The following is a 25,116-nucleotide window of genomic DNA, read 5'->3' on the forward strand; positions in this document are numbered from 1 at the left end:
CCAGGAACTCCCGGACGCAGGCGTAGCACCGCTGTCACCCCAGCGGCCAGTCCGGATTCCAGTACGGGGCGATCGCCACCAAAGCCCCGCCCGCCTGGCGCGGCCGACGCACCGCGACACCGCAGGTTGGGCAGCCACGCCCCACCGGCTGGCCCGAAGCCGTCGCGGGCCCCATTGCGGTGACCGACGACGGCCGGGTCGGACTCTCCACCGACTCGCACTTGGGACTGCAGAAGTGGCTGCTCGACCACAACCAGTGCCTGTTCACCGGCGAATCCGACCCGGGCGCCGATGTCTCGGTCAGCACGGACGGCCGAGTCGCCCTGCTCAGCATCCCCGAAGGCGAGTCGGTGGGCGTCGTCTGGCCGCCCCCGGCCGGGCCGGCGGCGCCGTGGAGCTATGCCCGTCCCGGGTCGGCGACCCGCCCATCGAGGACGCCCGCACAGCCGACACCATCATGAACCGCGCCGCTGTCCTTCTCGACAGCGGTCGGCACGGCGACGCCTGGTCGGCGTCGAGCCCGCAGCTGCGCGGCCTCAACTCCCGGGCAGACTCTGAGCTGTGCCCCGCGAATCGTTCCTGCGGTGAACCTTGTCGGCCGTACGGATGACCACAGGCCGTGCTCCGCCCAGGAGGCAGGCGGCGGCCGGTATACCCGGGGAATGATCAAGAACCTGGTACGCGGAATCGGGGCTCTCTCGTCGTCGGTACGCAGGGGAGTGGGCGGCGACGAAGCGGCGCCGGCAGCCGACCGCCCATGAGGCGGAGCTTCAGAGGCTGAGCGTCATTGCCGGCGGACCGTGCGCGGACATCGTCGTCTCCTGCACCCCGGCCGCGCAGCGCAAGGACCCGTCCCAGGGTGCCCGGCGTCATCGGGTGCCCGAAGCTTGTGCCGGATCAGGTTTCCGAAGCGGTTCCTTTCCTGTGTTCCACAATCTGAAAGGTGTTCGTGATGAGCCGAGGGCTGATCGTGGTGGATGTGCAGAACGACTTCTGCGAAGGAGGTAGCGTTCCCGTCACAGGAGGCGCGCGGGTCGCCTCGGCGATCGCCGATCTGGTCGACCGGAGCGCAGGCAGTGACTACCAGTACATTGTGGCCACCCGGGATCATCACATCGATCCGGGCAGCCATTTCTCCGAGAACCCGGACTTCCAGGACAGCTTTCCCGTCCATTGTGTGGCAGGGAACGAGGGCAGTGAGTTCCATCCCCACTTCGCACCCGTCGTCACGGACGGCAAAGTGCACGCCGTTTTCTTCAAGGGCGCCCACTCTGCCTCCAAGAGCGGCTTCGAAGGCGCGGATGCGCAGGGAACCTCCCTCGCGGACTGGCTGCGTGCCCGCGGGGTCGAGGACGTCGACGTGGTGGGCATCGCGACGGATCACTGCGTGCGTGCGACCGCGCTGGATGCCGTCGCGGCAGGGTTTCGCGCACGGGTACGCCTCGACTACTCGGTCGGCGTCGCCCCGCACACGACAGCTGCCGCGCTGAACGACTTCCGCAAGGCAGGAATTGCAGTATCCGGTGAGATGCCGGCTCCGGAATAGTCCTGGCACCGGTTCGAGGCGCGACTTGCACCGGTGCCCCGTCGGCCCGGCGGAGGCCACGTCCACTTGATCACCGAGCTCGACCTGGAGAACCGGGTCGGATGTGGGCGGTTGACCGGCTCGGGTATTTGCCCGCCGGGCCCGGTGCGGCACGGGCAAAGTCGTGGGTGGCCGGTCGGGTCCGCGACCACGGCGGAACCTGCGTCGCGCCGCCGCCGGGCCGGGGGCCTCACCGCCCTCCTCGGCAGCACGGGTGGCGAACCATCGGAGGGCGCGTCAGACGTAGTCCTTCCGTAGCGAGGTTCGGCATGCCCGCAGAGCTCCCGAGGTGCTGACCAGGATCGGATCGGGCTGCCGTGCGGACTGGGAGCTGACGATGACCACAGCGACGGCGTCATTCTCCCGAAGCAGGGGCGGGAAGGCCCTCGTCGTAGGACGGATCGCTGGTCAGCGCCGGTTCGGCTTGCCACTCGGGGCCGGTCGTGCTCGCGAACGTGCCGAAGCGGCCCCGGCCGGCGCCGTTCACCACGATGTCCCCGGCGCCGAGGCGATCACGCGCCACGTCGGCGAGACGCGTGACGGCTGATTCTTCGGTACGTCGCAAGCGGATGTCGTCAGCGCGCAACGGCAAGGTCCTCGTCCGCCGACTGCTCCACCGAGGCCATGAACTCGTCCTCGTCCCGCGCACAGCCAGGCACATGCGCGCCCTGCACGAGCCGCGGTTGGACGGCGGTGGATCCGGTCCCGGGGGAGCCTTCGGGCGACGACGACCACACGAGCAGGTCAGCGGAGGTCCATCGGAATCCGTCCTCGGCGCACAGTCGGCGGCTCCGCGGTGTCGAATGCTCGGAGTGGGACCGGGCCAGATGTGTGGCGAGTCGTCGGACCGGAGGCCAGACGGCCGGAGCGCTGTAGGCCATGGCCGATTCAGGAGAGCCAGTCGGTGTAGTGGGTGGGGGCGATGCGGGCGCCGTTCGGGGCGGTGAGGACGTCGCCGTGGGCGGCGGCGAACATGCCTGCGGTGTCATCGGTGACGACAGAGCGTCCGTCGCCCTTGGCGGTGACGGTGAGCCGGCCGAGTTCGTCGAGGGGGTAGACGTCGGGGCCTGCGATGTTGAGGACGTTGTTGAGCGGTGTACCTGCGGCGACTTCGGCGACGACACGGGCGACATCCGCGGCGGCGATCGGCTGGAGCGGTGTGCGTGGCAGACGGACGGTCTCGCCGTCGGTGGTCGAGGACATGACCGCGTCGATGAACTCCATGAACTGCGTGGCACGGACGATGGAGTACGGGATCGGGCCGGCCTTGAGCATGTCTTCCTGGAGCGCCTTCGCCCGGTAGTAGTCCAGGTCGGGCACTCGGTCCACGCCGACGATGGAGAGGATGACGAAGTGCCCGACGCGGCCCTTCTCGCTCGCGGCGAGGAGGTTGTCCATCGACGTCCCGAAGAAGGCGAGCGAGGCGTCGTCGAAGGTCGGGGAGTTGGTCAGGTTGATGACGGTGTCGGCTCCCGCCACGGCGTCATCCAGGCCCTGGCCGGTGAGGACGTCCACGCCTGTGGACAGGGAGTGCGGGACGGCCTGGTGGCCGGCCGTGCTCAGGTTCTCCACGACCTGCGACCCGATCAGCCCGGTTCCGCCGATGACTGCGATCTTCATGGGATGTTCCTTCTCTCGATGGCTACGCCCGATATATGCCTTGGTGGCGCCAACTTCACCCACGCAGTTCGGTGGCGTCCGGGTGGTCACGCGTGCGTCGGCCGCCGCGACGAAGCCCGTGCCGAAGCCGACGCCTCCTGCGCTGCATCGCGGCGCACGGCGACCTGGCGTGTCCGAAGGTGCAGCCCCGCCCGCGGGATCGCCGGCGGCACCCGCCCTGTCCGCGTACTCCGCTGCTCCCGAATCAGAAGCGGCCCGCTCCCGAAAGACGCTCACGTCAGTCACATGCGATGCATGGCGTGAGTCCTGAGCCACAGACGAATCAGACCGGGGTCGACAGGCTCCTTGCCTGTCGTTCCCGGGCCTGGACACAGAGAACCGGTGAGCCGGCAGTTGGCTCCCTGCCGAGCGGCAATCAGTCCACATGGGTCGGCCGCGTCTGTCCGGCCCGTCACCGATTGGCGCGTCCGTACCGTCTTCCGGCTCGACGCAGGCACTGGATACTCTCTGCGTGACGCAGCACGTGCCAAGGCGTACCGGGGGGCGGTTATGAAGCGCATGATGGGCGTGACAGGGCTGGCGATCGTGACACTGTGCGTGACGGGCTGCTCCGGGAACGGGAACCCGCCCGAGAACAGGGCCAGTGAGAGCCCCACTGAGGCCCGCTCCGACCCGGCCAGGTCGACCCCTGGCGGCACACCCGCACCGGGTACCTCAACGAGCGCACCGGCCCCGGAGCCGGACACCGTTCTCGTCACCTTCACCGAAAGCGGCGGCATCGACGGAAGGCACAACTCCCTCGTCATCTACGGTGACGGCAGATACCTTGCCGTCACCCCTAAGCGGAAGAACCGGTCTGGCCGGATGAAGTCGGGCGATCTCGCCGAACTCCGAGCCGCGCTGGATGAAGTGGACTTCTCCCGCCTGCCCTCCCGGCCCACCGGCCCGACCGTGTTCGACGGCATTACCCGCGTGATCGTGCACGACGGCCACACGGCCGTCGACAACGGCGGCGTGTCGTCGGTGGGGGCCTTGGCAGAGGTGTACAAGGCCCTGCCGCCGATACCTTGAGGCGACTTGCCTCATCGGGAGACGCTCACGCTGTCGGCCGTTCTCGCCGCCCTGACACCGGAGGGTGCTTGGCTCGATCTCGCTCATTGGCCCGGAAGGTTGCCGGGTTTCCCGGTCAGGCTGAGTTGGCGAGTTGGCGTCCTCCCCAGCGGATGCCCTTCTCGGAGCCTGTGCGGACGCGTTCCTTGCGCTGGGCGGCCAGTTCGTCGGGGTGGCGGGCATTGGCGTTGCGCCAGCGCAGGTAGCCGTGCAGCCGGTGGGTCTGGACGGTGTGGTTCAGGTGGTTGGAGTTGGCAGTGTGAACTGCCTGAGCAGTCCGAAGTGCGCCTCGATCGGCTTGGCCCAGGAGGGGTTCGTCGGAGTGGAGCACAGCTTGACCTTGTTCTTCCGTGCCCACTGCAGGATAGTGCTGCCCTTGTGTACGGAGAGGTTGCTCGTGATCAAGTAGATGGGGGCGCCGCCCGGCCGCGCAGCCCGGATCGATTTCAGCGCGGCCAGGAACTGGGCGACACCCTTGCGACGGCGGTTGACGCCGCACAGCGTGTAGCCACCGACCGAGTAGCAGCCGTGGAAGTAGGTGACTCCGTGGGTCCGGTGGACCCGGTCGGGCTGGTCCTGCTTCGCCCAGCAGGAGCCTGCGGTGGGGCGGATGCAGAGCGGTCCGAACTCGTCGAACGCGCAGACCCGTTCGGGGAAGTGTTCAAGGACCTGCTCGATCCAACGTGCGCGGGCGGTCCACACCGATCCGGCCGGGGTTGAGCCCGCCGTACAGCGCGGCGTACTCACGATGGTGTTCGGGGAGCAGCGCCAAGTCCACCGGGGACTTCACTGGGCCGTCCGCGCACAACACCGCGTCCGTCAACTCGAACAGTTGATCGCGTCGGGTCGTCGGACACTCGTGGAACTCGCCTCGGAAGCATGACGCCTCCGCGAACGCTTCCCTCCGGACATCTTCCGGCAGCGGACTCACTCTCAAGGGCTTCGTCTCGGTCACGTACATCTTGGTCGGAGCACATGACTCAGACGAGGGCTGCCCCCACATCCGGCGAATACTCAGGTGAGCGACCCAGCTCGAGGCCGGAAGACAATGAACAAGTCAGAGGTCGGTGGCTCGCTCGTGGCGGGGTTCGTACATGCCCACCTCGCCGCCGCCCGGCAGGCGGAACCGCGTGAGGCGGCCCCAGCCAGCCTCTGTGACCGGTTGTGTGAACTCGACGCCCTTTGCGGCCAGCTCTCCCACAGTCGCGTTGACGTCGTCGCACATGAGGTAGAACTCGTGCGACTCCGGGCCGTCCGTAGGATGCACGGCGATCTCTGCCGGTGGCAGTTTGAAGATCAGCCAGCCGCCGCCCGCGTCGATGTGCGGATAACCCAGCACATCCTTGAAGAATGCCCGGTCGGCTTCCGCATCTCGGCTGTAGAGGATGACGTGTCCACCATTGATCATGCGACGAGCATAGGTGGTGGCACTGACGCCGCCCGTTGTCCGGCGTGACCATCACGGTCTGTGTCTCGGCACTTGTACCTTGGCCGGAACGTGTGATCGGACGAAGGCCGGCCCCGCGTCCGGCGAATACCCAGGTGGAAAACCCATTTCGAGAAGTTATTCGAGGCCCGGAAGATAAAGAACGAGCGTACGTCCATCAGTCCGGACGTCTTCCCAGTTCAGAAGGGATGTGAACGATGTAACCGGACGTCAAGCTCAGGATAGCCAGCCGGTGGAAGTCCGGTCCGGGGAGACGCCAGGGTCCCCGGTAGCTGACTCCCGGCGTCGCCCGAAATGGTGACGTCGAAGTGGAGTGACAAGCGCCCCTCGGGGGCGTGCAACCGACCAGTCCGCAACATGAAGTGAAGCCTGCAGCGTCGTCATTTAACCCCCGCCCGCGGGGCGGGCCAAGGAGGAGCCGAGCCTGTGCTTGTTCGGCGAAGGCCACGGAAGACGATCTCGGACCTGGAGCGGTCGTCGAAGAACCTCCCGGCGTAAGGGGCGTGGAATGGTCGGAAGGTTGTCCTGGGAACTGGAGAGAGCCTCCTCGGCCCCGGGTATTGCGGCCCGGGAAGCGTGGCCTGCCTATAACCGGCAGAACCGGGAAAGGGTGGGTTGTCGAGAGGCAGTCGGAGGGGGTCGTAGTAGTGACGGTCGGCGGGACAACACAACCCGCTGGGAGCGAAGGGCCCCTGCTTCATCGATGCGATTCGGAAACAGGGAGGGACCCGGATGAGTGCCGTTTCGGCTAGTTCCATCCGCCGGGAGGAAGACGCCGCAGGGCCGGGTGGCCGTCTTCTGGACAAGGTCCGAGCCCTGCAACGGACGCTTTACCGCTGTGCCGAGCAAGAACCCGAACGCCGGTTTCACGCCCTGTATGGCCATGTCCACCGCATGACGGTTCTGAGGCGGGCGTGGGCCGGTGTGTGCGCAAACCGGGATGCCCCCGGCGTGGACGGCATGACCGTCGACGCGGTGGAGATCTCGGGAGTGGACGCATTCCTCCAGGACCTTTCGCAGAGACTGCGGACGCATACGTATCGTCCGGCAGTGTTGCGGCGGGTCCAGATTCCCAAACCGGGGCGGCCGGGGGAGTTCCGGCCGCCCTCGATCCCGACGGTGGCGGACCGAGTGGTGATGACGGCTGCGAAACTGGTCCTGGAACCGGTCTTCGAGGCCCAGTTCACCGAGGCGAGCTATGGATTCCGGCCGAAGCGGTCCGCGATCGACGCATGCGAAGCCGTGCGTGTCGCCGCGAACCAGCGGCGGGAGTGGGTGCTCGAGGCCGATATCCGCGACTGCTTCGGCGCGATCGACCAGGCGCTGATGGCCCAAGTGGCACGGCGTGTGGTGGACCGGCCGATGCTGAAGTTGATCCGGGCCTGGCTGCGGATGGGAGTCCTGGAGGGCGGGGTGACCTCGCCTACCGGGGCAGGAACCCCGTAGGGCTCACCGATTTCCCCATTGCTGGCAAATGTCGCGCTGCACGTTCTCGACGAGGCGTGGCAGAACGAAGGTCGCCGGCTGGGGACGCTGGTGAGGTACTGCGATGATTTCGTAGTCCTGTCGCCGACGGAGCAACGGGCCGAACAGGCCTGTGAATTGGCGGCACGAGTGCTGGAACAGCTCGGAATGCGATTGCACCCCGAGAAGACCGGCATCGTCCGCCTCGCCCGAGGTGGGCAGGGCTTCGACTTTCTCGGCTTCCACCACCGGAAGATGGAATCGTGGAAATGGCGGGGCAGGTACTACTTGCAACGCTGGCCTTCGGACAGGGCGATGCGGGTACTGCGGGACAAAGTCCGTGCGGCGACCGCTCGTTCGAAGACTGAGCGGCCGGTATCCGCCGTGGTCCGCCCGTAAGACCGGCGGACGGCCAGCTCGGCGACCGGGGCCCGACTGCCCCCTCTGCCAGAATCGCCACATGGATGAACACGACACGGATCACGGCTACCTGCTGGACAACCAGCAATCGGAGGCAGGGGTCCGCTTCGGCGCCCTCAGCGAGTTGTTCGATCCGGTGACGTTCCGGCACGTCGACCAGCTCGGGATCGCTGCCGGCATGCGGTGCTGGGAGGTCGGCGCGGGCGGACCTTCCGTACCCCTCGGGCTGGCCGAGCGAGTCGGCTCGGCGGGAGCGGTGATCGCCACCGACATCGACGTGTCCTGGGCCCGCGACATCGCCGGTGGAGTGATCGAGGTGCTGCGGCACGACGTGGCGGCCGACCCGCGGCCGCCCGGCGGCTTCGACCTCGTCCACGCCCGATTGGTCCTGGTACACGTCACCGACCGCACCGAGGCGCTGCGCCGGATGGTCCAGGCGCTGCGGCCCGGCGGCTGGCTGCTGCTGGAGGACGCCGACCCGGGGTTGCAGCCGCTGTTGTGTCCGGACGAGTCTGGTCCCGAACAGCGACTCGCCAACCGGCTACGGTCCGGCTTCCGCGCCTTGATGGCGGCACGTGGCGCGGACCTCGCGTACGGGCGAACCCTGCCCCGGCTGCTGCGTGAGGCCGGTCTCGAGGACGTTCAGGCCGATGCGTACTTCCCGATCACCTCGCCGGCATGTGCCGTCCTTGAGGCCGCGACCGTGCGGCAGATCCGCCGCCGTCTGGTGGCGGAAGGGCTTGCCACCGACGGGGAGATCGACCGCCACCTGGCGAACGTCGCCACCGGACGTCTCGACCTTGCCACCGCCCCCATGATCTCCGCGTGGGGACGCCGCCCGTAACCCTCCCTGATTGTCTCTCACCCGGCAGCTGCTTCGGTACGGATGAACGTCTTCGCCCGTCCCGCGGGACCGACACCACTGTCAAATGGCCCCTTTGCTTGATGGTTGGACGGCCGAACGAGCCTGAGGGTGAAGACCGGCGAAGCGGCTCCGCGCCGACCGCCGGCTGACCGAAGGATGATCACGGGGTCACGTGCGCGGTCTCCGAGCGTCCCTTCACCCTCCGGCATCACGCCCCGGCGGGCCAACTATCACCCGGCAAAGTGGGGATCACGCCTTCGTCGAAGACGGCGTAACCTCGGGTGGTCTGGATGCTGAGGTGCCCCAGCAGGACGGCGCCGACGTGGATGGGAAGACCAGGCCCACGTCCACCAGCGGCGGCAGATTCGACCCACGGACGAATACCGGGACGCCACCACGCAGGAGTGGACCGAGTTCGAGGAGCACTTCGACCGCCGCAAGGTCGAGCTCGGTTCCTGCGGACGCCCCGACGGCACCCCCTGCCAGCACGAAAATGCCTGCTTAACCGAAATGATCTCGACTGGCAGTGCAGCGCGCCCAAGCAACTGCTCCTCACTAAGGGCCCGTAAAGAATCAACACGTTGCTTCACGGCCTCCCTGTCGTTGGTGTGGTATGCGCATACCGAGCGAGGTTCGTGACCAACTTGCCCTGAGATTCGGAGTGTTGTTCCCTCACCTGAATGAGCGGCAGCAGCGGCTGGCGCTGGCCGCCGAGGCCCGGCTGCTGGGGCACGGCGGGGTCCGGGCCGTCGCGCGTGCCGCAGGGGTGAGCGAGACGACGGTGCGGAAGGGCGTCTTTGAGTTGGAGGGCGGTGAGGACCCACTGCCCGATGGCCGGGTCCGCCGGGACGGCGGCGGTCGCAAGAGCGCCGAGAAGCTTGACCGGCTGCTCGTTCCGGCGTTGCTGGCGCTGGTCGAGCCGGATGAGCGGGGCGATCCGATGTCGCCGCTGCGGTGGACGACCAAGTCGCTGCGGTCTCTGGCCGGGGAGCTGACGCGGCAGGGCCATGCCGCGTCAGCGCCGACCGTGGGCAGGCTGCTGCGGGAGAACGGCTTCAGTCTGCAGGCCAATGCCAAGACCCTTGAGGGCGCTCAGCACCCCGACCGGGACGCGCAGTTCCGCTACATCAACGACCAGGTCAAGGACCATCAGGCGGAGGGCGAGCCGGTGGTCAGTGTGGACACGAAGAAGAAGGAAGTCGTCGGGGAGTTCAAGAATGCGGGACGTCAGTGGCGGCCGGCCGGTGAACCCGTGCGGGTTGACGTCCATGACTTCCCCGGCGATGCACTGGGCAAGGCCCTGCCTTACGGCATCTACGATCTGGCGGCGGACACCGGCTGGGTGAATGTCGGTACGGATCACGACACCGCAGCCTTCGCGGTCGAATCGATCGGCCGTTGGTGGAACGGGCAAGGACGCCTCGACTACCCGCAGGCCAGACGTCTGCTGATCACTGCCGATGCCGGCGGCTCCAACGGCTACCGCACCCGGGCCTTCAAGACCGAGCTGGCCGCGTTCGCCGCCCGGACCGGCCTGGCCGTCACGGTCTGTCACATGCCGCCGGGCACATCGAAGTGGAACAAGGTGGAGCATCGGCTGTTCTCCGCCATCACCATGAACTGGCGCGGCAGACCGCTGAACAGCCACGAGGTCGTCGTGCAGTCCATCGCCGCGACCACCACCCGCACCGGTCTCACCGTCCACGCCGAACTCGACACCGGCACCTATCCCACCGGTGTGAAGGTCAGCGATGCGGAGCTGAACGCGGTGCCGGTCACCGGGCATGCCTTCCACGGCGAATGGAACTACACCGTGCACCCCCACCCCGCCAGCCCGGCAGGCCACACCAGGCCGCCGACGCCCGGGCCGGCAGCGGTCATCGACCGCGGTGCCCTGTCACACCCCGTGCTGACCGGCATGACCTGCACCGCACTGACCGAGCTGACCGAGACCCTGACCCCCGGCTGGCAGGCGCTGCAGAAACAGGACCCGGCCACCCGACGCGACGGCGGCACCCGGCGCCGGGCCCCGGGCGGCGGCCGCAAAGCCAAACTCGACCTGGCCGACCGGGTCCTGGCCACCGTGCTGCAACAAAACCTCGCTCTGCCACCTACCGTGCTGGCCCACCTCTTCGACGTCAGCAAGGACACCATCCGCCACACCACCAGCGAGATCCGACGACTGATGGACCAGCACGCGCACACATCCCAGCCCCCAGCAGCACACCTCAGCACCCTGGCAGGACTCCTCGTCCACGCCACCGCACACGGCGCGACCCTCACGACAAAGACCAAACCAACGTGTTGATTCTTTACGGGCCCTAAGGTGACGGAGGGGATTTCGTCGCCGACACCCTCGGCTGTCGGCGCGAGAGCCCGGACGAAGGAGTGCACGGAGGTGCGTGAGCGCGCATTGTCTGCGGCATGAGCGTTCGCGCCGATCGCCGCTGGATTCGTGCTCGTGGACACCGAGGGGCGGTTCTGGATCAGGACCGTTGGCGCGCCGCGGGACGGCGAACCTCGTGATGGCGAACTGCACCAGCATGATCCGGCGGGCTGTAGTGGCGGTCTGTCCATCAGACCGTGTGGCTGCATCCGGTGGGGGGATGATGGAGGAGCCAGAGTTCGACGTGTTGTTGGCCTCGGGCAGAGGCCGGGGGATCGACCTTGTCCAGGCGGTTCGGTCAGTGACTGGGCTGAGCGCGTGGCGAAGCAAACAGCTGCTTGAAGCCGTCCCGACGACGGTTGTGGATCGGAATTGGTTCGAGGCCGCCGCGGATGCGGCGAGGTGCCTCAACGCGGTCGGCGCGCGAGCTGCCTTGGTCTGCCGGTGGTGTGAGCGGGTGATGTCTCCGGAGGACTGTCCGGTGGACCCGGGGCCGTGCTCATCGGCCTTCTTGTCCCCGACAGGCTGCCCCGCGAGCCGACCGAGGGCTTGATCAAACCGCGGCCGACCCGGCCCTGGTTCGAGGCCGTAGCTGTCCTTGCCGCGGTGACGCACCCTTCCTCCCAGTGCCACCATCCCTTGGTTTCGCCGTGTTCCAGCAACTTGCGGATCCGGGGCAGGTCCGCCGTCGGCGGGATGTCCAGTGCGACCATCCGGAGCTGCTCGATGCCCTGGTCTGTCGTGCCAAGTCGATGGAACGTCTCCAGCACGGTCTGCCGGGCTGCTGCCGAACCCCCGTCCTTCAGAAGGATCAACCGGATGGTGCAGTTGTCCGAGGCACGAACGGGCTCACCGGCCCACCACAAACCCTCGTCGTCGACCTCGACCTCGACCTTGACTTTGTCATCGCTCGCGACCCCACGGACAAACCACGGGGTGTTGTCCAGGCGCACGGTCCCATCGTCCTGGTCCACGGTCCACAGGCTTTCGATGGTCGCCGGTGGCCAATGCCGTCGGGGGAGCCGAGCGGGGCCTCCGCGGCGACGGGGCGGACCACGGCGGGTGCAGTTGCCGAAGCGGGGCCGCGCGGTGGCGTGCAGCAACGGCCGACGGGCAGAGACATGGGTCATCTCCCAACAGGTGAATCGATCGGGAGTTCGAAATTCGAGGTGAGGGGGTGGTCGACCGGGGCCCGCGCCGTCAGGGGCTCGCGGTGAGCGCCCGTACCCTTCGGTCGGCCGGAACGCTGTCGGCGACGAGTTCGTCGAGCCCGCGCAGGAGTTGCTCGGGGATGGCGCCGGAATCGGCGTAGAGCGCGTGGACCTGGAGTCCGTCCCACAGTGCCGTGAACCAGGCCGCCTCGGCTTCCGGGTCGAGGTCGGACCGGAAGAGGCCCTGCTCCTGGAAGTCGCGGACCTGCGCCGCGACTGTGTCGAGGACGCGGGTGTAGCGGGCGGCGAAGTAGTCGTGGGCCGGGTGGTTGGTGCTCGTCGCCTCGCACAGCAGAACCGAGTAGAGGGCGATCGGCTCCGGGTGTGCCTGGTTGTACAGGGCTCGCCGGTAGACGTTGCCGAGGCGGTCGAACGCGGTAACGGGGGCGATGTAGGCTGGCGCAAACCGCCTGCCGGCCCGTGGGTTCTCTTCGTTCCGATCGCCGCCCCACACCCTCCGTTCGAGGCACCCGAACCCTGGTTCTCGATGTACGACCGAGCGGCGATGCCCGACCCGGTCGCCCCGGCCGAAGACCCGGACTCGGAACCCGCGTACATGACGGCGGTCCGGGAACGCTACGGCCTCGACCGGGTCACCCCCGAACTGTGGCGCGAGATCGTCGCCACCTACTACGGCATGGTCTCCCGCATGGACGCCCACCTCGGCCGCGTCCTCGCCCACGTCGACGACGAGACCACCGTGACCCTGTTCTTCGCCGACCACGGCGAATACCTCGGCGACCACGGCCTGATCGAGAAGTGGCCCACGTCGATGCACTCTTGCGTCACCCGCGACCCCCTGATCATCGCGGGCGGCGGACTGCCCGGAGGTCAACAGTTGGCGACCATGGTCGAACTCGTCGACATCCTGCCCACCGTCCTGGAACTCGCCGGCATCACCACACCGCACCGCCACTTCGGCCGCAGCCTGCTGCCCGTCCTGCGCGACCCCGACGCCGAACACCGCACGTACGCCTTCACCGAAGGCGGCTTCACCATCGACGAAGAGCACCAGTTGGAGCGCGCCGTCTTCCCGTACGACCTCCGAGCCCAACTTGGCCAGGAGAATCCCGCATTGGTCGGCAAGGTACACGCCGTCCGCGACCGGGAGTGGTCCTACGTATGGCGGCGCTACGAACCTGCGGAGCTCTACCACCGTGCCACCGACCCGGATGAGCGCCACAACCTCATCGGCCGGCCCGAACACGCGGACACTGCGCAGCGCATGCACGAGGCCCTGTTCACCTGGCTTGTCGACACCACCGACGTCATTCCCGCGGACGCCGATCCCCGGCTACCTGATGTCGCCCTGCCTGCACCAGGAGGCAGCTTCCCAGTCCGAGCACACTGACCCAGTGCATCAGGAGGGCACCGGTCCCGCCGCCGCAGCCCTTGGGAGGTGACGAAATCGGGGCCGGGCTGCAGCCGGCAGCGTTGACTCCGCCCGGGGCAGGACTTGCGCGGCGCACCTGCTCGATCTGATGGGCCAGTCGTGCGGGCCGGATGCTGGGGCGGCGCGCGGAGCGGCGGCCGGAATGGTTCCCCTATTTCGCCCGCCGGTCGCCGACCCGGCAAGGACCTCCGGTCGCGGCACCAGGGCGTGTCCGATGGGTCGGGGGCGATCGTTGGATTCTCCGCCGGACTCGGCCTCGATATCCGGCGCACACGCTTGAACCATTATTGAACATGTTCATTAATGTGCGTAGGGTGGCGGCGAAGTGCTCGAGGGGACGAGCAGCCAGTACGGCGCGACAGAGGCGGGTCGGGGGTCGAGATGGCGCAACTGTTGGGCAGGCGTGCGGGAAACCGGTCGGGGTCTGCGCCATCATCGGTATCGATGGCTGTGCTGTGTGTGGTCATTGCCGCGTTGGCGCCGGCGTGGACCTGGGGGTTCGGCAGTGACCCGACGGCAGTTGTGCTGTTCCCCGTCGCGCTAGCGGTCGGGCTGCCGGTGCTGTGGGGCGCGAGTGCGCTGCTGACCGCCGCATACATCCTGCCGACTGTGGCCCTGGGCCATTGGGCCGGGCGGCTCGCAGGCCACGGGAGACGGTGGTGGTGGGTGGCGGCCAGTAGCGCACTGGGGCTGCTGCCCGCAGCCGGTCTGCCCACGATGGCCCGAATGCTGCACAGCGGGTTCCGCGACTGGCGGCAACTCGCCATGGACGGATTGCTGTTCGCGGGTGCGCTTTGGGCCGTTTCGACGCCGGCCTCCTTTGCCGTCCACATGACCGTGCTGCGTGAAGACGCAGGACGCCCGGTCCGGCCAGTCGGCCACATCCTTCTCTGGGGGACCCTTGCGTTGTCGATCGAACTCGCCGTGTGGTTGGCATGCCTCTGAGCCGTCGCCGAAACCACGCCCGGGCCACGTTCCGACCGGGAGCGAGGAGTAGCCCGCCGATGGGCTCAGGGATGTCTGGAAGGGCATGCTCACAGCCACAGACGCACCGTTGCGGCGGTGACGGACTCCTGAAATACGCATACTCGCGGCAAGCCGGGTCGCCCGACCAATTCGCTGGGGCTTCTCCGGGATCCACTTGCCGCCGGTCTTTGGCATTGTTTGGCCGGATTGCTGGGCACATGGCTCGGGGTGGTTCCTCCACTTGTCATCTGGAGCGGTCGCCTCAGCGGTCACCCGGTTCACGGACGCAGGACTGGAAACTCGGCCTTGGCCCAGAGCGCACGGATGCCGGTGGGATTGTCGACGGCGGGATCGTCCTCGCTGTTCCATACCCTGGCGTGGGTGGTGGAGTCGCTGACCGGCGGCCAGCCCGGGTCTCCGGTGGCAGCGAAATCGGCCCAAGCTCGCACCATGCGGCGTGACAGTTGATGGTCTGTGGGAGTGGGTGTGCCGCCGATGAGGAATGCCAGGCATTCGGCGTCCAGGTTGCCGAAGGCGAAGGGGATGTCCGCGCAGTGCCAGGCCCGCACGATCGCGTCCGGGCGGCTGCGTCGACGGTCGAAACGCGACAGGAACGCCCGGCCGCCGGCCTGGGCATGAAGCTCGGCGAGTCGGTTGCTGTATTCGCCGAACAGCAGGTCACTGAAGACGGCGAGGTATACGTCGAGCACCGGGGCGTGGGGCATCGCAGCGCGGTAGCCGGGCACCAGCCCGTCGGGGAGGTCGAAGTCTCGTACGAACAGGTCCAGTTGCTCGTCGGTGGTGATCTTCGCGCTGCTCCCGACGGCGTCGAGTAGCCAGTACTCCTCCGTCGTGTGGCAGACCAGCAGGTCCACTCCCCGGGTCGCACCGGTGGCCATCCCCGTGAGGGGGTCGGTGGGCAGGATGTCGCCGTCAAGGACGGGGGCGTAGAGAGAGGGATCGTAGTGGCGGGTTCCGGAGGCAGGGTCGCGCCGGTAGTCGTCGACCACTTGGTCGGAAGCGGTGACCAGGGCCTGCGGGGTCGCGGATGCCAGGCCGTCGGGCGTGGCGGGACAGCCCGCTGCTGCGGCGACCTCGCGGGTGGTTGCCGCAGCGATTTCGAGCGTGTAGCAGGGACTGGCGGCGCTGTGGGTGATGGCGCGGTGGAACAGGCCGCGGGCGCGGTCCATCACCATCAGGCAGGCCACCGAAGCGGCCCCGGAGGACTGTCCGGCCACCGTGACGTTGCCCGGGTCGCCGCCGAAGGCGGCGATGTTCTCACGAACCCAGTGCAGGGCGGCGACCTGGTCGAGCAGACCCCGGTTGTCCGGGTAGGAGGTTCCTTCGGCAGCCGGGACGTGTCCGAAGCCCTCGAAGCCGAGCCGGTAGTTGAGGGTGACCACGACCAGACCGGCGCGGGCCAGCGCGGTGCCGTCGAAGTCGGGCTGGGCTGAGGAGCCGAATGTGTAGGCACCGCCGTGGATCCAGACCAGGACGGGCAGGCAGCCGCCGTCCGGGACAGGGGTCCAGATATTGACGGTGAGGATGTCGTTGTTGTCAGGGGACCACGCGGGTGCGCCGGGCAGTTGTGCCGACTGCGGGGCGATCGCGCCGAAGTCCGTGCAGTTCCGCACTCCGGTCCACGCCGGTGCCGGGCGTGGTTCCCGGAACCGGTTGGCGCCGAACGGTGCGGCGGCATAGGGAATGCCGAGGACGGCGACGACGTCGGGAGCGGCACGACGGCCTCTGACCGAACCGTTCCTCGTCTTGAAGATGTTCAAGGAGTCTGCCTCTCGCTGCACGTCAGGCCGCCGGGTGGGGGCGGCTGAGCGTCAGCTTTCCATCGCTCGGCGCCTCAGGACCAACACCGAGATCATGATGATTGACGCATCCACGATGTTAATCCCCCGCCGCTCAGAACGCGTCGCAGCCGACTGGCCGGTTCTCTTTGCCGTACGGGACGCTTGCGGGCCTGTACCTCTGTGGTGAACAGGCTTCTTGTCGCGGCGGGTGGGGTGTCGGCGCTTTTTTCCAGGCTGCTCGCGTGATCTTGCGTAGTCCTTCTGCGGATGTGGTCCGGCCGTCGCCTGAATACGGTGAGGCGCCTGTTGGAGTCGGCGCGTGAGCAAGCGACGTCGGATGGCGACCGCGCACGTGGGCAAGCGGTACCTCGGCTCGGTCGGGAAGATCGACCGCGGTGTCGTCATCGTGACCACGTGCTGGGCGGACGAGCGCGTCCACTGGCCTCTGCACGCCGTGCCCACCACGTCCCGAGGGGAAGAATGCCCCTGACATCCGCACGAAACTGCAGATTGCAGCCGCCCTGGCCCGTGAAGCCCTGGCGGTGGGAGTGTCCTTGCGAGCAGCGGCCGCCGACTGCACCTACGGCGATCAGGATGCCGTCCGCGGCGAACTGGCCGCCGTGGGACTCCCGTTCGTGACGGCACTCGAGCCCCGACGGGGTACACGGGCCTATGGCAACGAGGCGTATGAGCCCGCCGATGCCTCCCGCGATCCGGCCTGGGGCGGTCCGGACGCTCCCGGGGGCTGGAACATGGTCACGCGCACCTTCCGAGAGGGGCACACAGCCACGTGGTGGGCCGTCGACACACCGCTGGGCTGGTGGGGCCTGACGGCACCACGCGGCTGGTGGCGGCCACCACCGACCCCACCATCAGGCCAACGCCATGCGTAAAGGAGTCAACGCCCGTGTCTTCTGACCTCGCCACCAGTGAGTTCGGCCCGAAGAGCAATCAACTGCCCTGTCTGGGAAGTTGAGTTCGTGCCACACCCGAGGCAGTTCTGCAGTGTTAGCTCTTCCAAGCCGAGAGCAGCATCGCGACCGACACCATGACAAGTAGCCCTATGTACGCCCAGGCATAGGTGCGGTCAGGGATCCGCGGCGGGCGCCGCCGCAGAACTGCGATCACCGGGAGAGCTCCGAGGAGCAGCGCCGAGGCGGCGCGGAGGTCAACGAGACCCACCAGGTGCACGTGTGCGTCAGCGGCGGCGGGGACCGCGGCGCCGCCCAGGGACACTGCGGTGGCCGGGAGCGCGATGGCGAGGGTGAGGGGGTTGGCCAGCGCAGTCGCCACGTGCATCGTGTGCCCGGCCCGCCGCATCGCGGGGACGGTCATGACGCTACCTCCCACGCCGAGGAAGGCCGCGACCGCGCCGACCGGCACGCCGAGGACGGCTGGCAGCGGACGCGGAGCGTCGGGGGCTGCCTCGACCCGGGGGTCCGGGCGCAGGAAGCCGGGGCGCAGGAGCAAGTCGGCGATGGTGAGAGCGATGTACGCGACGAACGCCCAGCGGGCCAGATCGGCCGGGGTGAGGCGCGTGGCGAGCGCGCCGGCCGAAGCGCCGGCCGCCAGCAGGAGGAGCAGCGTGCCGCCGCCGCGGAGCGCGAGGAGCACCCGCCGCGGTGTGATGGCTGTCGCGAATCCCGCGTTCACCACCATCACCAGGGCCGAGGTGGCCGTCGCCACCCGCATCGCGTCCGCGCCGAGTGCGACGTCCGCCCACACCACGACCGGCACCGCGACGAACCCGCCGCCGAACCCGAACAACACTGTCGTCGCCCCGGTGAGGAGTCCGATCCCGATCAATGCCACAACGTCCATGGGTCCCACTTCACCAGCTCCGACGGATTTCTCGCATGCGATGGTCGGCGCCATTCCTTCGAGTCTCAGCCATTAGGATGGCTGGGTGAAGAACGTCTCCCTGGCCGACGTCGACCACGTCGACCGGGTCGTCCTGCCGATAGGCACCGACTACCCGCCCGGCCACGTACTGGACTGGCACGAACACCGGCGCGCACAGTTCCTCTACGGCGCCACCGGGGTCATGGTCGTCGACACCACCGAAGGCACCTGGACCGTTCCGCCCGAGCGCGCCGTACTGATTCCGGCTGCCACCCGGCACCGGGTCCGCATGCTGGGGGTGAGCACCCGGAGTCTGTACATCGAGCCGGATGTCATTCCCTGGTGGCCCGTCACCTGCACGGTCGTGGACGTTCCGCCGCTGTTGCGTGAACTGCTCCTGGCCGCTGTCGAGTTCGAGATCGACTACAGCCTGTCCGGGCGGGAGGGAAGCATTGCCGCCCTCCTCCTGCACGAGATCGCGGAGCGCGCCCCTCTCCCGTTCCACGTCGGGATTCCCGCTGCCGCTGACCTCGCGAGGCTCTGCCGCGAGTACCTGGCCGCCCCGGACGCCGGCGTCACCAACGCCGCATGGGCCGCGAGGGTGGCCATGAGCGAACGCGCCTTCACCCGGCGCTTCCGCTCAGAGGTCGGTGACAGCCCCGCCATCTGGCGGGCCCGCGCCCGCCTGCTCGCGGCCGTGCCGCTGCTGCGCACTGCGTCGGTCAGCGAGGTCGGCGGCCGTCTCGGCTACGCCTCTCCCGCCGCGTTCACCGCCGCCTTCACGCGCACCTTCGGCATGCCCCCGTCCCGCTTCGCCGCGAGCCGTCAAGGTGGCGGTCCCAGCCGGAGCCGCAACTCCTGACGGCACCCTGACGTGTCCGCACCCCGTTCCGGCGAACTCTTACAGGCGGCCTGACCACTGGCGTCGCACCTGTGGCCCTCGGCCCTACTGGCAGGCGCGCCGCCCCGGCGCCGTAGATAGTCGCGGCAGGGCCCATCGCTGTACGCCTTGTCGGCGACGAGGATGTCAGGCTTCTTTCGGTGCTTCCCGGCCCGAGCTTCGGGACGCGCACGGAGGGCACGCCCGGCATGGGCGAGGATCTCGGCGCCCTGGCCGCCCAGGCCCCGGCAGGCCGACCGGCCGAGCCGGAGGAGATCGCCTACCTGGCCAGCGACGCGGCGGGCTTCGTCCACGGCGCCGTGCTGCCCGTGGACGGAGGTCGTACAGCCGTCTGACTCGTGCGGCCTGCCGGGCGTCCCCGGCCGCATAGCACCGGCCCAGGGCGTCCGGCAGGACAGCGCGGCGCGTCGCGGAACGCCTGCAGCGTTCCCTGCTCCCGCCGCTGCTGGAGTGCGTGGATCGCCGGGGCTACGGGGTGCTGGCGGCCTATGCCAAGGTGGCCGATGCCGCCCATCGCCGGGACCAGCCCGATTTGCAAGGCGGACGGCATCCGGGTCTGAGCGTTTCGCCGACCGAGCCCGAAACGCCGGCGTGCGGCCGACCTTCCTGAATCTCCACGGCGGACTTCCCAAGGGTCCGGGAGACGAACAGCATGCTCAGGCTCTTCGGCGGTACGGACCGATACGGATCTGCATTGCCGGTCACCTCCAGGTGGGTTCAGGCGCTTTGCGTCCATACGTTTCGCTTCGATCCGCTTGTGAAATGTCGCCCAAAGGGTGGCAAATGAGATTTCATGCGACCGATGGCATGCATTTGGCCCGGAGGGTTGTCCGTGACCGGAACAGCCTCAAAGATGCCAGGCCTCGCTGGTCTGCCAGTCGCATTTGCCGCCGCCACGCAGTCGCTGGGCGTAGTCGACGTTGCGGTGCGTCGGGCTTGCACACCCGGCGGAGCGAAGATCGCTGCCGCGGCCGGGCCGGGAGAGGCGCTGGATGCTCTCCGTCTGATGCGGGACGTATGCCGACGGCTGGCGGTGTGGCAGGCGGGGCTCATCGAGGCGGCGCGTGGAGCCGGGGCCGGCTGGGTTGATATCGCTCATCCGCTGGGCGTCAGCCGGCGCCCGGCTGCCGAGCGCCGATACCTGCGCCTGTGTACCGGTCACGTGGGCACTACCGGGGAATAATGGATACAGGTCATCCGCGATCGCCGGGTTGCCGACGACGCTGTCCCGGCCTGGGCGCGGGGCAACGCGGCCGACCTGCGCAGGCTCACTGGAGAGATCACGTCCCTCAGCGGTCTCCCCGAGCGGGCCCGCGCCGCCATGGTCGAACTCGGCGTCGCCCTCGGTGAAGACGACCCCGTCCGTCTCATCGGGCCGCGCTTGCCAAGGTGTGCCCGTATCCGGAGGGACGCCGCGATCTCGCTGGGCGCGTGGACCGCGTTAGGCGGCAGGTCGAGAATCTGCGCAACCGCAGACAGCCTCGCACCGGGGACAGCGGGGCCGGAACACCCCACGGCCGGGTCGGGAGGTGAAGCAGCAGGCAGACCATTCGTTCAGGAGCTGGCTCAGGTCTATCCGTGAAAGGCATGAGGGAGGCAGTGATGGCGCGGGCAGTGGGTATTGATCTGGGAACGACGAACTCCGTGGTGTCCGTGCTCGAGGCCGGCGAGCCGACGGTCATCGAGAACACCGAGGGCGCGCGGACCACTCCGTCGGTGGTCGCCTTCGCGAAGAACGGTGAGGTGCTGGTCGGCGAGGTCGCCAAGCGGCAGGCGGTGACGAACGTCGAGCGCACCGCGCGGTCGGTCAAGCGGCACATGGGGGACGCTCAATGGCGCTTCCCCGAGTCCGGCGACATCGACGGCAAGCGGTACACCGCGCAGGAGGTCTCCGCCCGGGTGCTGCAGAAGCTGAAACGGGACGCCGAGGCGCATCTTGGGGAGGACGTCACGGACGCGGTGATCACTGTCCCGGCGTACTTCAACGACGCTCAGCGCACCGCGACCAAGGAGGCGGGCCAGATCGCGGGCCTGAACGTGCTGCGGATCATCAACGAGCCGACGTCCGCGGCGCTGGCCTATGGCCTGGACAAGGAGAACGACCAGACGATCCTCGTCTTCGACCTCGGTGGCGGCACCTTCGACGTATCGCTGCTGGAGATCGGCGAGGGCCTGGTGGAGGTGAAGGCGACCAACGGTGACACGCACCTCGGTGGTGACGACTGGGACCAGCAGGTCGTCGACCACTTGGTGAAGCAGTTCAAGAACGGTTACGGCGTGGACCTGTCCAAGGACAAGATGGCTCTCCAGCGTCTGCGGGAGGCTGCGGAGAAGGCGAAGATCGAGCTGTCGGCCGCGACCGAGACCACGATCAACCTGCCCTACATCTCGGCGTCGGCCGAGGGCCCGCTGCACCTGGACGAGAAGCTCACGCGCTCGCAGTTCCAGCAGCTCACGGCGCCACTGCTGGAGCGCTGCAAGGGGCCGTTCCACAACGCGGTCAAGGATGCCAGGATCAAGGTGTCGGATATCGATCACGTGATTCTGGTGGGCGGTTCGACGCGGATGCCGGCGGTGACCGAGCTGGTGAGGGAGCTGACCGGCAAGGATCCGCACAAGGGTGTGAACCCGGACGAGGTCGTCGCCATCGGTGCCTCGCTCCAGGCCGGTGTCCTCAAGGGCGAGGTCAAGGACGTCCTGCTCCTCGACGTCACCCCGCTGTCCCTCGGTATCGAGACCAAGGGCGGCATCATGACGAAGCTCATCGAGCGCAACACCACGATCCCGACCAAGCGCTCCGAGATCTTCACGACGGCCGAGGACAACCAGCCGTCCGTGCAGATCCAGGTCTACCAGGGCGAGCGCGAGATCGCGGCGTACAACAAGAAGCTCGGAATGTTCGAGCTGACCGGCCTGCCGCCGGCCCCGCGTGGCGTCCCGCAGATCGAGGTCGCGTTCGACATCGACGCGAACGGCATCATGCACGTCGCCGCCAAGGACCTCGGCACCGGCAAGGAGCAGAAGATGACCGTCACCGGCGGCTCCTCGCTGCCGAAGGACGATATCGACCGGATGGTGCGCGAGGCCGAGCAGCATGCGGAGGAGGACCGGCGGCGCAAGGAGGCCGCCGAGACCCGCAACCAGGCGGAGAGCCTGGTCTACCAGACCGACAACCTGCTGCGGGACAACGCCGACAAGATCCCCGCGGATGTGCGTTCCGAGACCGAGGCCGCCCTGGCGGAGGTCAAGGAGAAACTCAAGGGCGAGAACACAGCCGAGATTCGTACCGCCACCGAGAAGGCATCGGCGGCCGCGCAGCGGATCGGCACCGCCCTGTACGCGCAGGCGCAGGGCGGCGAAACCGTTGGAGGAGGTACGGCCGGCGGCGGCACCTCCGGAGACACGGGCACCGGTGGCGATGAGGTCGTCGATGCGGAGATCGTCGACGACGAGCAGAAGGGAGGTACTGGATGAGTAAGAACCCGCGCTCAGAGCACCGCGGCGATCGGTCGCCTGTGGTGGTGCGCGACCTGCGCAGAGCCACCCCGGTCACCCTCCGGGATGAGCGATGCCCAGATGCCTCAGGTCCGGCCGGGACTGGTTCGGACGGCGCCGGTACGGCGCGCCCGGGCTCCGGCCAGAGCGGCTATGCGGAAGCCGCACGACTGCGTGAGCGGATCGCGGAGCTGACCGCAGACCTGCAGCGGGTGAAGGCCGAGTACGACAACTACCGCAAGCGGGTACGCCGCGACCGACTGGCCATACGGGAGATCGCGGTGGTCAACATCCTCACCGGTCTGCTTCCAGCCCTGGATGTCCTGGAAGAGATCCACCGGCAGGGCGACGACCATGGCGCGGTGACAGTCCTCTCCGACGTACTTGAGGCGCGGCTGGCGGCTCTGGGCCTGCGGACCGTCGGCGCAGCGGGTGAACCCTTCGACCCCCACACGCACGAAGCGATCACCTACGACGCCTCCGGTGCGGCCCAGGCCGTCTGCACCGAGGTGCTGCGGCACGGCTACCGGGTCGGCGACCACCTCCTGAGGCCTGCCCAGGTAGCGGTGGCAGGACCCGCCCCCGCCGAATAGCCGCACGGGGCAAGTCCCGGGACCCGAGCCGGGACTGCCTCGTCGTGCAAGGGACAGGGCGCACGCCGCCGGTCGTCAGTCAGCCACGGAGTGCAGCAACTCGGGCGCGGGCTCCTGGTCCCGGTTGTCGTCGTGCTCGTAGTTTGCGAGGACCAGGCCGATCGCGAAGAAGGTCGCCGACCAGATCGGACACCTTGTGCGGCGAGGCCGAGCGGGCGGCCGCCCGCCCTGCTTCGATGCGGCTGCCTGCAAACAGCGGAACACCGTCGAACGGTGCATCGCCCGTCTCGAGCAGTGGTGCGGTCCGGCCATGCGAACCGACAGGCTCGCCATCGTCTTCCAGGCCGCACTCCACTGTGCCGCCCTCCTCATCTCAATGCGCTCGTGAAGTTCTACTGAAGGCCCGTCCTTGGAACGCGACGCCACGGCGCTCAGGCCCTGGAGATGACCCGGACCACCGGTCTGGAGGGCGTGCTCGCGAAGCGGCTCACCTCCGTGTACGAGCCGGGCGTCCGCTCTCGCGGGTGGATCAAGATCCGGCACGTCCTGACTGCCGACGTGATCGTGGGTGCCTGGCCGCGGCCGACTCGCCGGTCAGCCCGGCGCGCCGCTGGTGGGGGAGTGGCGCGAGGGCGCCCCGAGGTATGTGGGAAGTGTCGGGACAGGTCCGGAGTGACACGGAGCGCACCACTCCCGCAGGCCTGCTCCAGATTGCCGCGATCGACGAGTGCCCGATCGACGAGGCACCCGAGGGAGCCGGCGCACGGTGCGTGCTGCCCCGCCTGGTCGGCGAAGTCCGCTACGCGACCCGGACCCGGGCGGGCCGACGTCGGCGCCGACCCGAGCCGGTGTCGCCTGGCACCAGCAGCAGCACACACCCCGGGCACTGCTTCGCGGAGCCCAAGGTGCTGTTCTGGTCTGCCCGGCGGCCCGACTGACCCTCACTCAAGGAATCGATGGCACAGGCTCAAAGTTCGCCGGCACAGGACATCTGATCGCTCTCCTGTGCCAGCGGATCTTGAGCGCGTAGGGAAGTTTGAGCAGTCGGGCCAAGGGCCTGGCCGTCCGGATCACCATCCAAGTGCTTTCGGACCCACTTGGCCATCTTCCGGTCGTCACCCTCGACCACGGTCGCACGCCAGGCGTCGCCGCCGTGGTATCGGAACCCGCTGCACCAGGAGCCGAACTTCTTCGAGTCGGAGGCGCACGCGGTGCCCTGGCCCACCATGTGGTGTCGCGGGCGGCGAAGGTGGCGTATACCAGCTTGCGCATGGCGGCACGGAGGTTGTCGATGGTGAAGAAACGTCGGCGCACGTGCCGCAGCGCGGCCTCCGTCTCGCCGTGCTCGCCGGTCGCCACGATGGCCCGGATGCCCATGTTCGTGCCGAGGGTGAATAGCGCGAACAGGAGGCGACGCTGAAGGACTGCGCGGTCGATGCGCTCGTACGCGGCGACGGAGGCGAACTCGTCGGTGAAGCCGGTGAGGAAGTTGGCGTTCTTCAGGACGTCCAGGAGGCCGAGCACACCCCAGCGGCGTACGACCTCGTTTTTGAGGGCCTGGAGGCTGGTTGGCTCGTCCAGCTTCGGCACGCTGATCCACGGCTCGCCGTGTCGGTTGGTCACCTCCACCCTGCCCGCCGAGCCGTCCGCATGTGCCGCTGACAGCCGGTCCAGGCCGGCGGTCCTCCGCCGCTTCAGGTCGGCAATGAACTCTTCAGGGGGCCATCGGCCGGCGGATCGCCGCGTAGTGCACGGTCCGGGTGGCCTCGAAGTCACCCGGCAGGTCGTCCTCCGGGTTGCGCCACCGCATCGCGCCCCCGATCTCACGGCGCCGGATCGCCTGCCGCAGGGCCACCAGGACATACAGCTCGTACGGGATGCGCTCGACCTTGCACTTGTCGTCGACGACGGCCTCGCACCAGTCCTTGCGCACGATGCCGTCCATCGGCAAAGGGTGTGCAGGTCGATTCCCGCGGGACGGTGGGGCCAGGGTGGGGCGTTGACGCGTGCCATGCT

Annotated in this window: 21 protein-coding genes and 7 pseudogenes; 16 read left to right on the forward strand and 12 right to left on the reverse strand. The window is 68.4% G+C overall.

The window, feature by feature from the left end:
* Positions 1 to 179: 179 nt before the first annotated feature.
* Complete coding sequence (locus tag OG609_RS42170) at positions 180 to 461, forward strand: hypothetical protein (RefSeq protein WP_327277596.1); 282 nt, start codon at positions 180 to 182, stop codon at positions 459 to 461.
* A 491-nt stretch (positions 462 to 952) separates the two neighbouring features.
* Positions 953 to 1,546, forward strand: coding sequence for an isochorismatase family protein (locus OG609_RS42175; RefSeq protein WP_327277597.1), 594 nt, complete (start codon positions 953 to 955; stop codon positions 1,544 to 1,546).
* A 394-nt stretch (positions 1,547 to 1,940) separates the two neighbouring features.
* Here OG609_RS42175 and OG609_RS42180 read toward each other — a convergent pair whose 3' ends face one another.
* Positions 1,941 to 2,150 (reverse strand): hypothetical protein, encoded by a 210-nt coding sequence (locus tag OG609_RS42180; RefSeq protein WP_327277598.1) that lies wholly within the window; start codon positions 2,148 to 2,150, stop codon positions 1,941 to 1,943.
* 323 nt (positions 2,151 to 2,473) lie between these two features.
* Complete coding sequence (locus OG609_RS42185) at positions 2,474 to 3,205, reverse strand: SDR family oxidoreductase (RefSeq protein ID WP_327277599.1); 732 nt, start codon at positions 3,203 to 3,205, stop codon at positions 2,474 to 2,476.
* Positions 3,206 to 3,754: 549 nt separating this feature from the next.
* Here OG609_RS42185 and OG609_RS42190 point away from each other — a divergent pair.
* The gene (locus OG609_RS42190; protein ID WP_327277600.1) at positions 3,755 to 4,276 is read left to right on the forward strand and encodes a hypothetical protein; all 522 of its coding nucleotides are present in this window, start codon (positions 3,755 to 3,757) and stop codon (positions 4,274 to 4,276) included.
* A gap of 115 nt (positions 4,277 to 4,391) precedes the next feature.
* Here OG609_RS42190 and OG609_RS42195 read toward each other — a convergent pair.
* The 3 genes and pseudogenes from OG609_RS42195 to OG609_RS42205 form a co-directional block, all read right to left on the reverse strand.
* Positions 4,392 to 4,993: pseudogene (locus OG609_RS42195) on the reverse strand (IS630 family transposase); the annotation flags it as partial.
* Between the two features lies 1 nt (position 4,994).
* A pseudogene (locus OG609_RS42200) lies at positions 4,995 to 5,276 on the reverse strand (NF041680 family putative transposase); the annotation flags it as partial.
* A gap of 96 nt (positions 5,277 to 5,372) precedes the next feature.
* On the reverse strand, positions 5,373 to 5,723 hold the full coding sequence (locus OG609_RS42205; RefSeq protein ID WP_327277601.1) for a VOC family protein: 351 nt from the start codon (positions 5,721 to 5,723) through the stop codon (positions 5,373 to 5,375).
* Positions 5,724 to 6,722: 999 nt separating this feature from the next.
* Here OG609_RS42205 and OG609_RS42210 point away from each other — a divergent pair.
* From OG609_RS42210 to OG609_RS42225, 4 genes and pseudogenes are all read left to right on the forward strand, one after another.
* Positions 6,723 to 7,625: pseudogene (locus OG609_RS42210) on the forward strand (reverse transcriptase domain-containing protein).
* A gap of 61 nt (positions 7,626 to 7,686) precedes the next feature.
* A complete protein-coding gene (locus tag OG609_RS42215) occupies positions 7,687 to 8,490 on the forward strand; it encodes a methyltransferase domain-containing protein (protein ID WP_327277602.1) in 804 nt (267 codons plus the stop codon).
* A gap of 634 nt (positions 8,491 to 9,124) precedes the next feature.
* Positions 9,125 to 10,819, forward strand: coding sequence for an ISAzo13 family transposase (locus OG609_RS42220; protein WP_327271514.1), 1,695 nt, complete (start codon positions 9,125 to 9,127; stop codon positions 10,817 to 10,819).
* Between the two features lie 301 nt (positions 10,820 to 11,120).
* The gene (locus OG609_RS42225) at positions 11,121 to 11,450 is read left to right on the forward strand and encodes a ribosomal protein L7/L12 (protein WP_327278368.1); all 330 of its coding nucleotides are present in this window, start codon (positions 11,121 to 11,123) and stop codon (positions 11,448 to 11,450) included.
* An 82-nt stretch (positions 11,451 to 11,532) separates the two neighbouring features.
* Here OG609_RS42225 and OG609_RS42230 read toward each other — a convergent pair.
* Positions 11,533 to 12,027 (reverse strand): annotated as a pseudogene (locus tag OG609_RS42230) (DUF4265 domain-containing protein); the annotation flags it as partial.
* Positions 12,028 to 12,097: 70 nt separating this feature from the next.
* Positions 12,098 to 12,562 carry a TetR family transcriptional regulator C-terminal domain-containing protein gene (locus tag OG609_RS42235; protein ID WP_327277603.1) on the reverse strand — a complete coding sequence of 155 codons (465 nt, stop codon included), beginning with the start codon at positions 12,560 to 12,562 and terminating at the stop codon, positions 12,098 to 12,100.
* On the opposite strand from OG609_RS42235, the gene OG609_RS42240 reads away from it, so the two are divergent.
* Both OG609_RS42240 and OG609_RS42245 read left to right on the forward strand, forming a co-directional pair.
* A complete protein-coding gene (locus OG609_RS42240; RefSeq protein ID WP_327278369.1) occupies positions 12,548 to 13,459 on the forward strand; it encodes a sulfatase-like hydrolase/transferase in 912 nt (303 codons plus the stop codon). The two genes, OG609_RS42235 and OG609_RS42240, sit on opposite strands and share 15 nt — an antisense overlap.
* 486 nt (positions 13,460 to 13,945) lie before the next feature.
* Complete coding sequence (locus OG609_RS42245) at positions 13,946 to 14,446, forward strand: hypothetical protein (RefSeq protein WP_327277604.1); 501 nt, start codon at positions 13,946 to 13,948, stop codon at positions 14,444 to 14,446.
* Between the two features lie 299 nt (positions 14,447 to 14,745).
* On the opposite strand, the gene OG609_RS42250 is transcribed toward OG609_RS42245, so the two are convergent.
* Positions 14,746 to 16,248 (reverse strand): carboxylesterase/lipase family protein, encoded by a 1,503-nt coding sequence (locus tag OG609_RS42250; RefSeq protein WP_327277605.1) that lies wholly within the window; start codon positions 16,246 to 16,248, stop codon positions 14,746 to 14,748.
* Between the two features lie 361 nt (positions 16,249 to 16,609).
* Between OG609_RS42250 and OG609_RS46570 the strand changes: the two are divergent.
* Positions 16,610 to 17,149: pseudogene (locus OG609_RS46570) on the forward strand (transposase); the annotation flags it as partial.
* Positions 17,150 to 17,277: 128 nt separating this feature from the next.
* On the opposite strand, the gene OG609_RS42260 reads toward OG609_RS46570, so the two are convergent.
* Entirely contained in the window at positions 17,278 to 18,090 is an 813-nt protein-coding gene (locus OG609_RS42260) for a sulfite exporter TauE/SafE family protein (protein ID WP_327277607.1), read from the reverse strand.
* Positions 18,091 to 18,175: 85 nt separating this feature from the next.
* On the opposite strand from OG609_RS42260, the gene OG609_RS42265 reads away from it, so the two are divergent.
* A complete protein-coding gene (locus OG609_RS42265; RefSeq protein WP_327277608.1) occupies positions 18,176 to 18,973 on the forward strand; it encodes an AraC family transcriptional regulator in 798 nt (265 codons plus the stop codon).
* 134 nt (positions 18,974 to 19,107) lie between these two features.
* Positions 19,108 to 19,347, forward strand: coding sequence for an SDR family oxidoreductase (locus OG609_RS42270; protein WP_327278370.1), 240 nt, complete (start codon positions 19,108 to 19,110; stop codon positions 19,345 to 19,347).
* Between the two features lie 512 nt (positions 19,348 to 19,859).
* Here OG609_RS42270 and OG609_RS42275 read toward each other — a convergent pair.
* A complete protein-coding gene (locus OG609_RS42275; RefSeq protein ID WP_327277609.1) occupies positions 19,860 to 20,174 on the reverse strand; it encodes a hypothetical protein in 315 nt (104 codons plus the stop codon).
* 440 nt (positions 20,175 to 20,614) lie between these two features.
* Here OG609_RS42275 and dnaK point away from each other — a divergent pair, with 440 nt between their 5' ends.
* From dnaK to OG609_RS42295, 4 genes and pseudogenes are all read left to right on the forward strand, one after another.
* A complete protein-coding gene (gene dnaK / locus OG609_RS42280) occupies positions 20,615 to 22,486 on the forward strand; it encodes a molecular chaperone DnaK (RefSeq protein WP_327277610.1) in 1,872 nt (623 codons plus the stop codon).
* Complete coding sequence (gene grpE / locus OG609_RS42285) at positions 22,483 to 23,100, forward strand: nucleotide exchange factor GrpE (protein ID WP_327277611.1); 618 nt, start codon at positions 22,483 to 22,485, stop codon at positions 23,098 to 23,100. Before dnaK ends, grpE begins: the two co-directional genes overlap by 4 nt.
* Positions 23,101 to 23,275: 175 nt before the next feature.
* Positions 23,276 to 23,488, forward strand: a pseudogene (locus tag OG609_RS42290) (IS5/IS1182 family transposase); the annotation flags it as partial.
* Positions 23,489 to 23,523: 35 nt separating this feature from the next.
* A pseudogene (locus OG609_RS42295) lies at positions 23,524 to 24,038 on the forward strand (ATP dependent DNA ligase); the annotation flags it as partial.
* 7 nt (positions 24,039 to 24,045) lie between these two features.
* Here the strand turns inward: OG609_RS42295 and OG609_RS42300 are convergent.
* Together OG609_RS42300 and OG609_RS42305 are read right to left on the reverse strand one after the other, a co-directional pair.
* A complete protein-coding gene (locus tag OG609_RS42300) occupies positions 24,046 to 24,723 on the reverse strand; it encodes a Tn3 family transposase (protein ID WP_327277612.1) in 678 nt (225 codons plus the stop codon).
* 91 nt (positions 24,724 to 24,814) lie between these two features.
* Positions 24,815 to 25,045: a hypothetical protein gene (locus tag OG609_RS42305; RefSeq protein ID WP_327277613.1), complete on the reverse strand. Its 231-nt coding sequence runs from the start codon at positions 25,043 to 25,045 to the stop codon at positions 24,815 to 24,817.
* Positions 25,046 to 25,116 lie beyond the last annotated feature (71 nt).

It is taken from the genome of Streptomyces sp. NBC_01224, assembly GCF_036002945.1.
Lineage (GTDB): Bacteria > Actinomycetota > Actinomycetes > Streptomycetales > Streptomycetaceae > Streptomyces.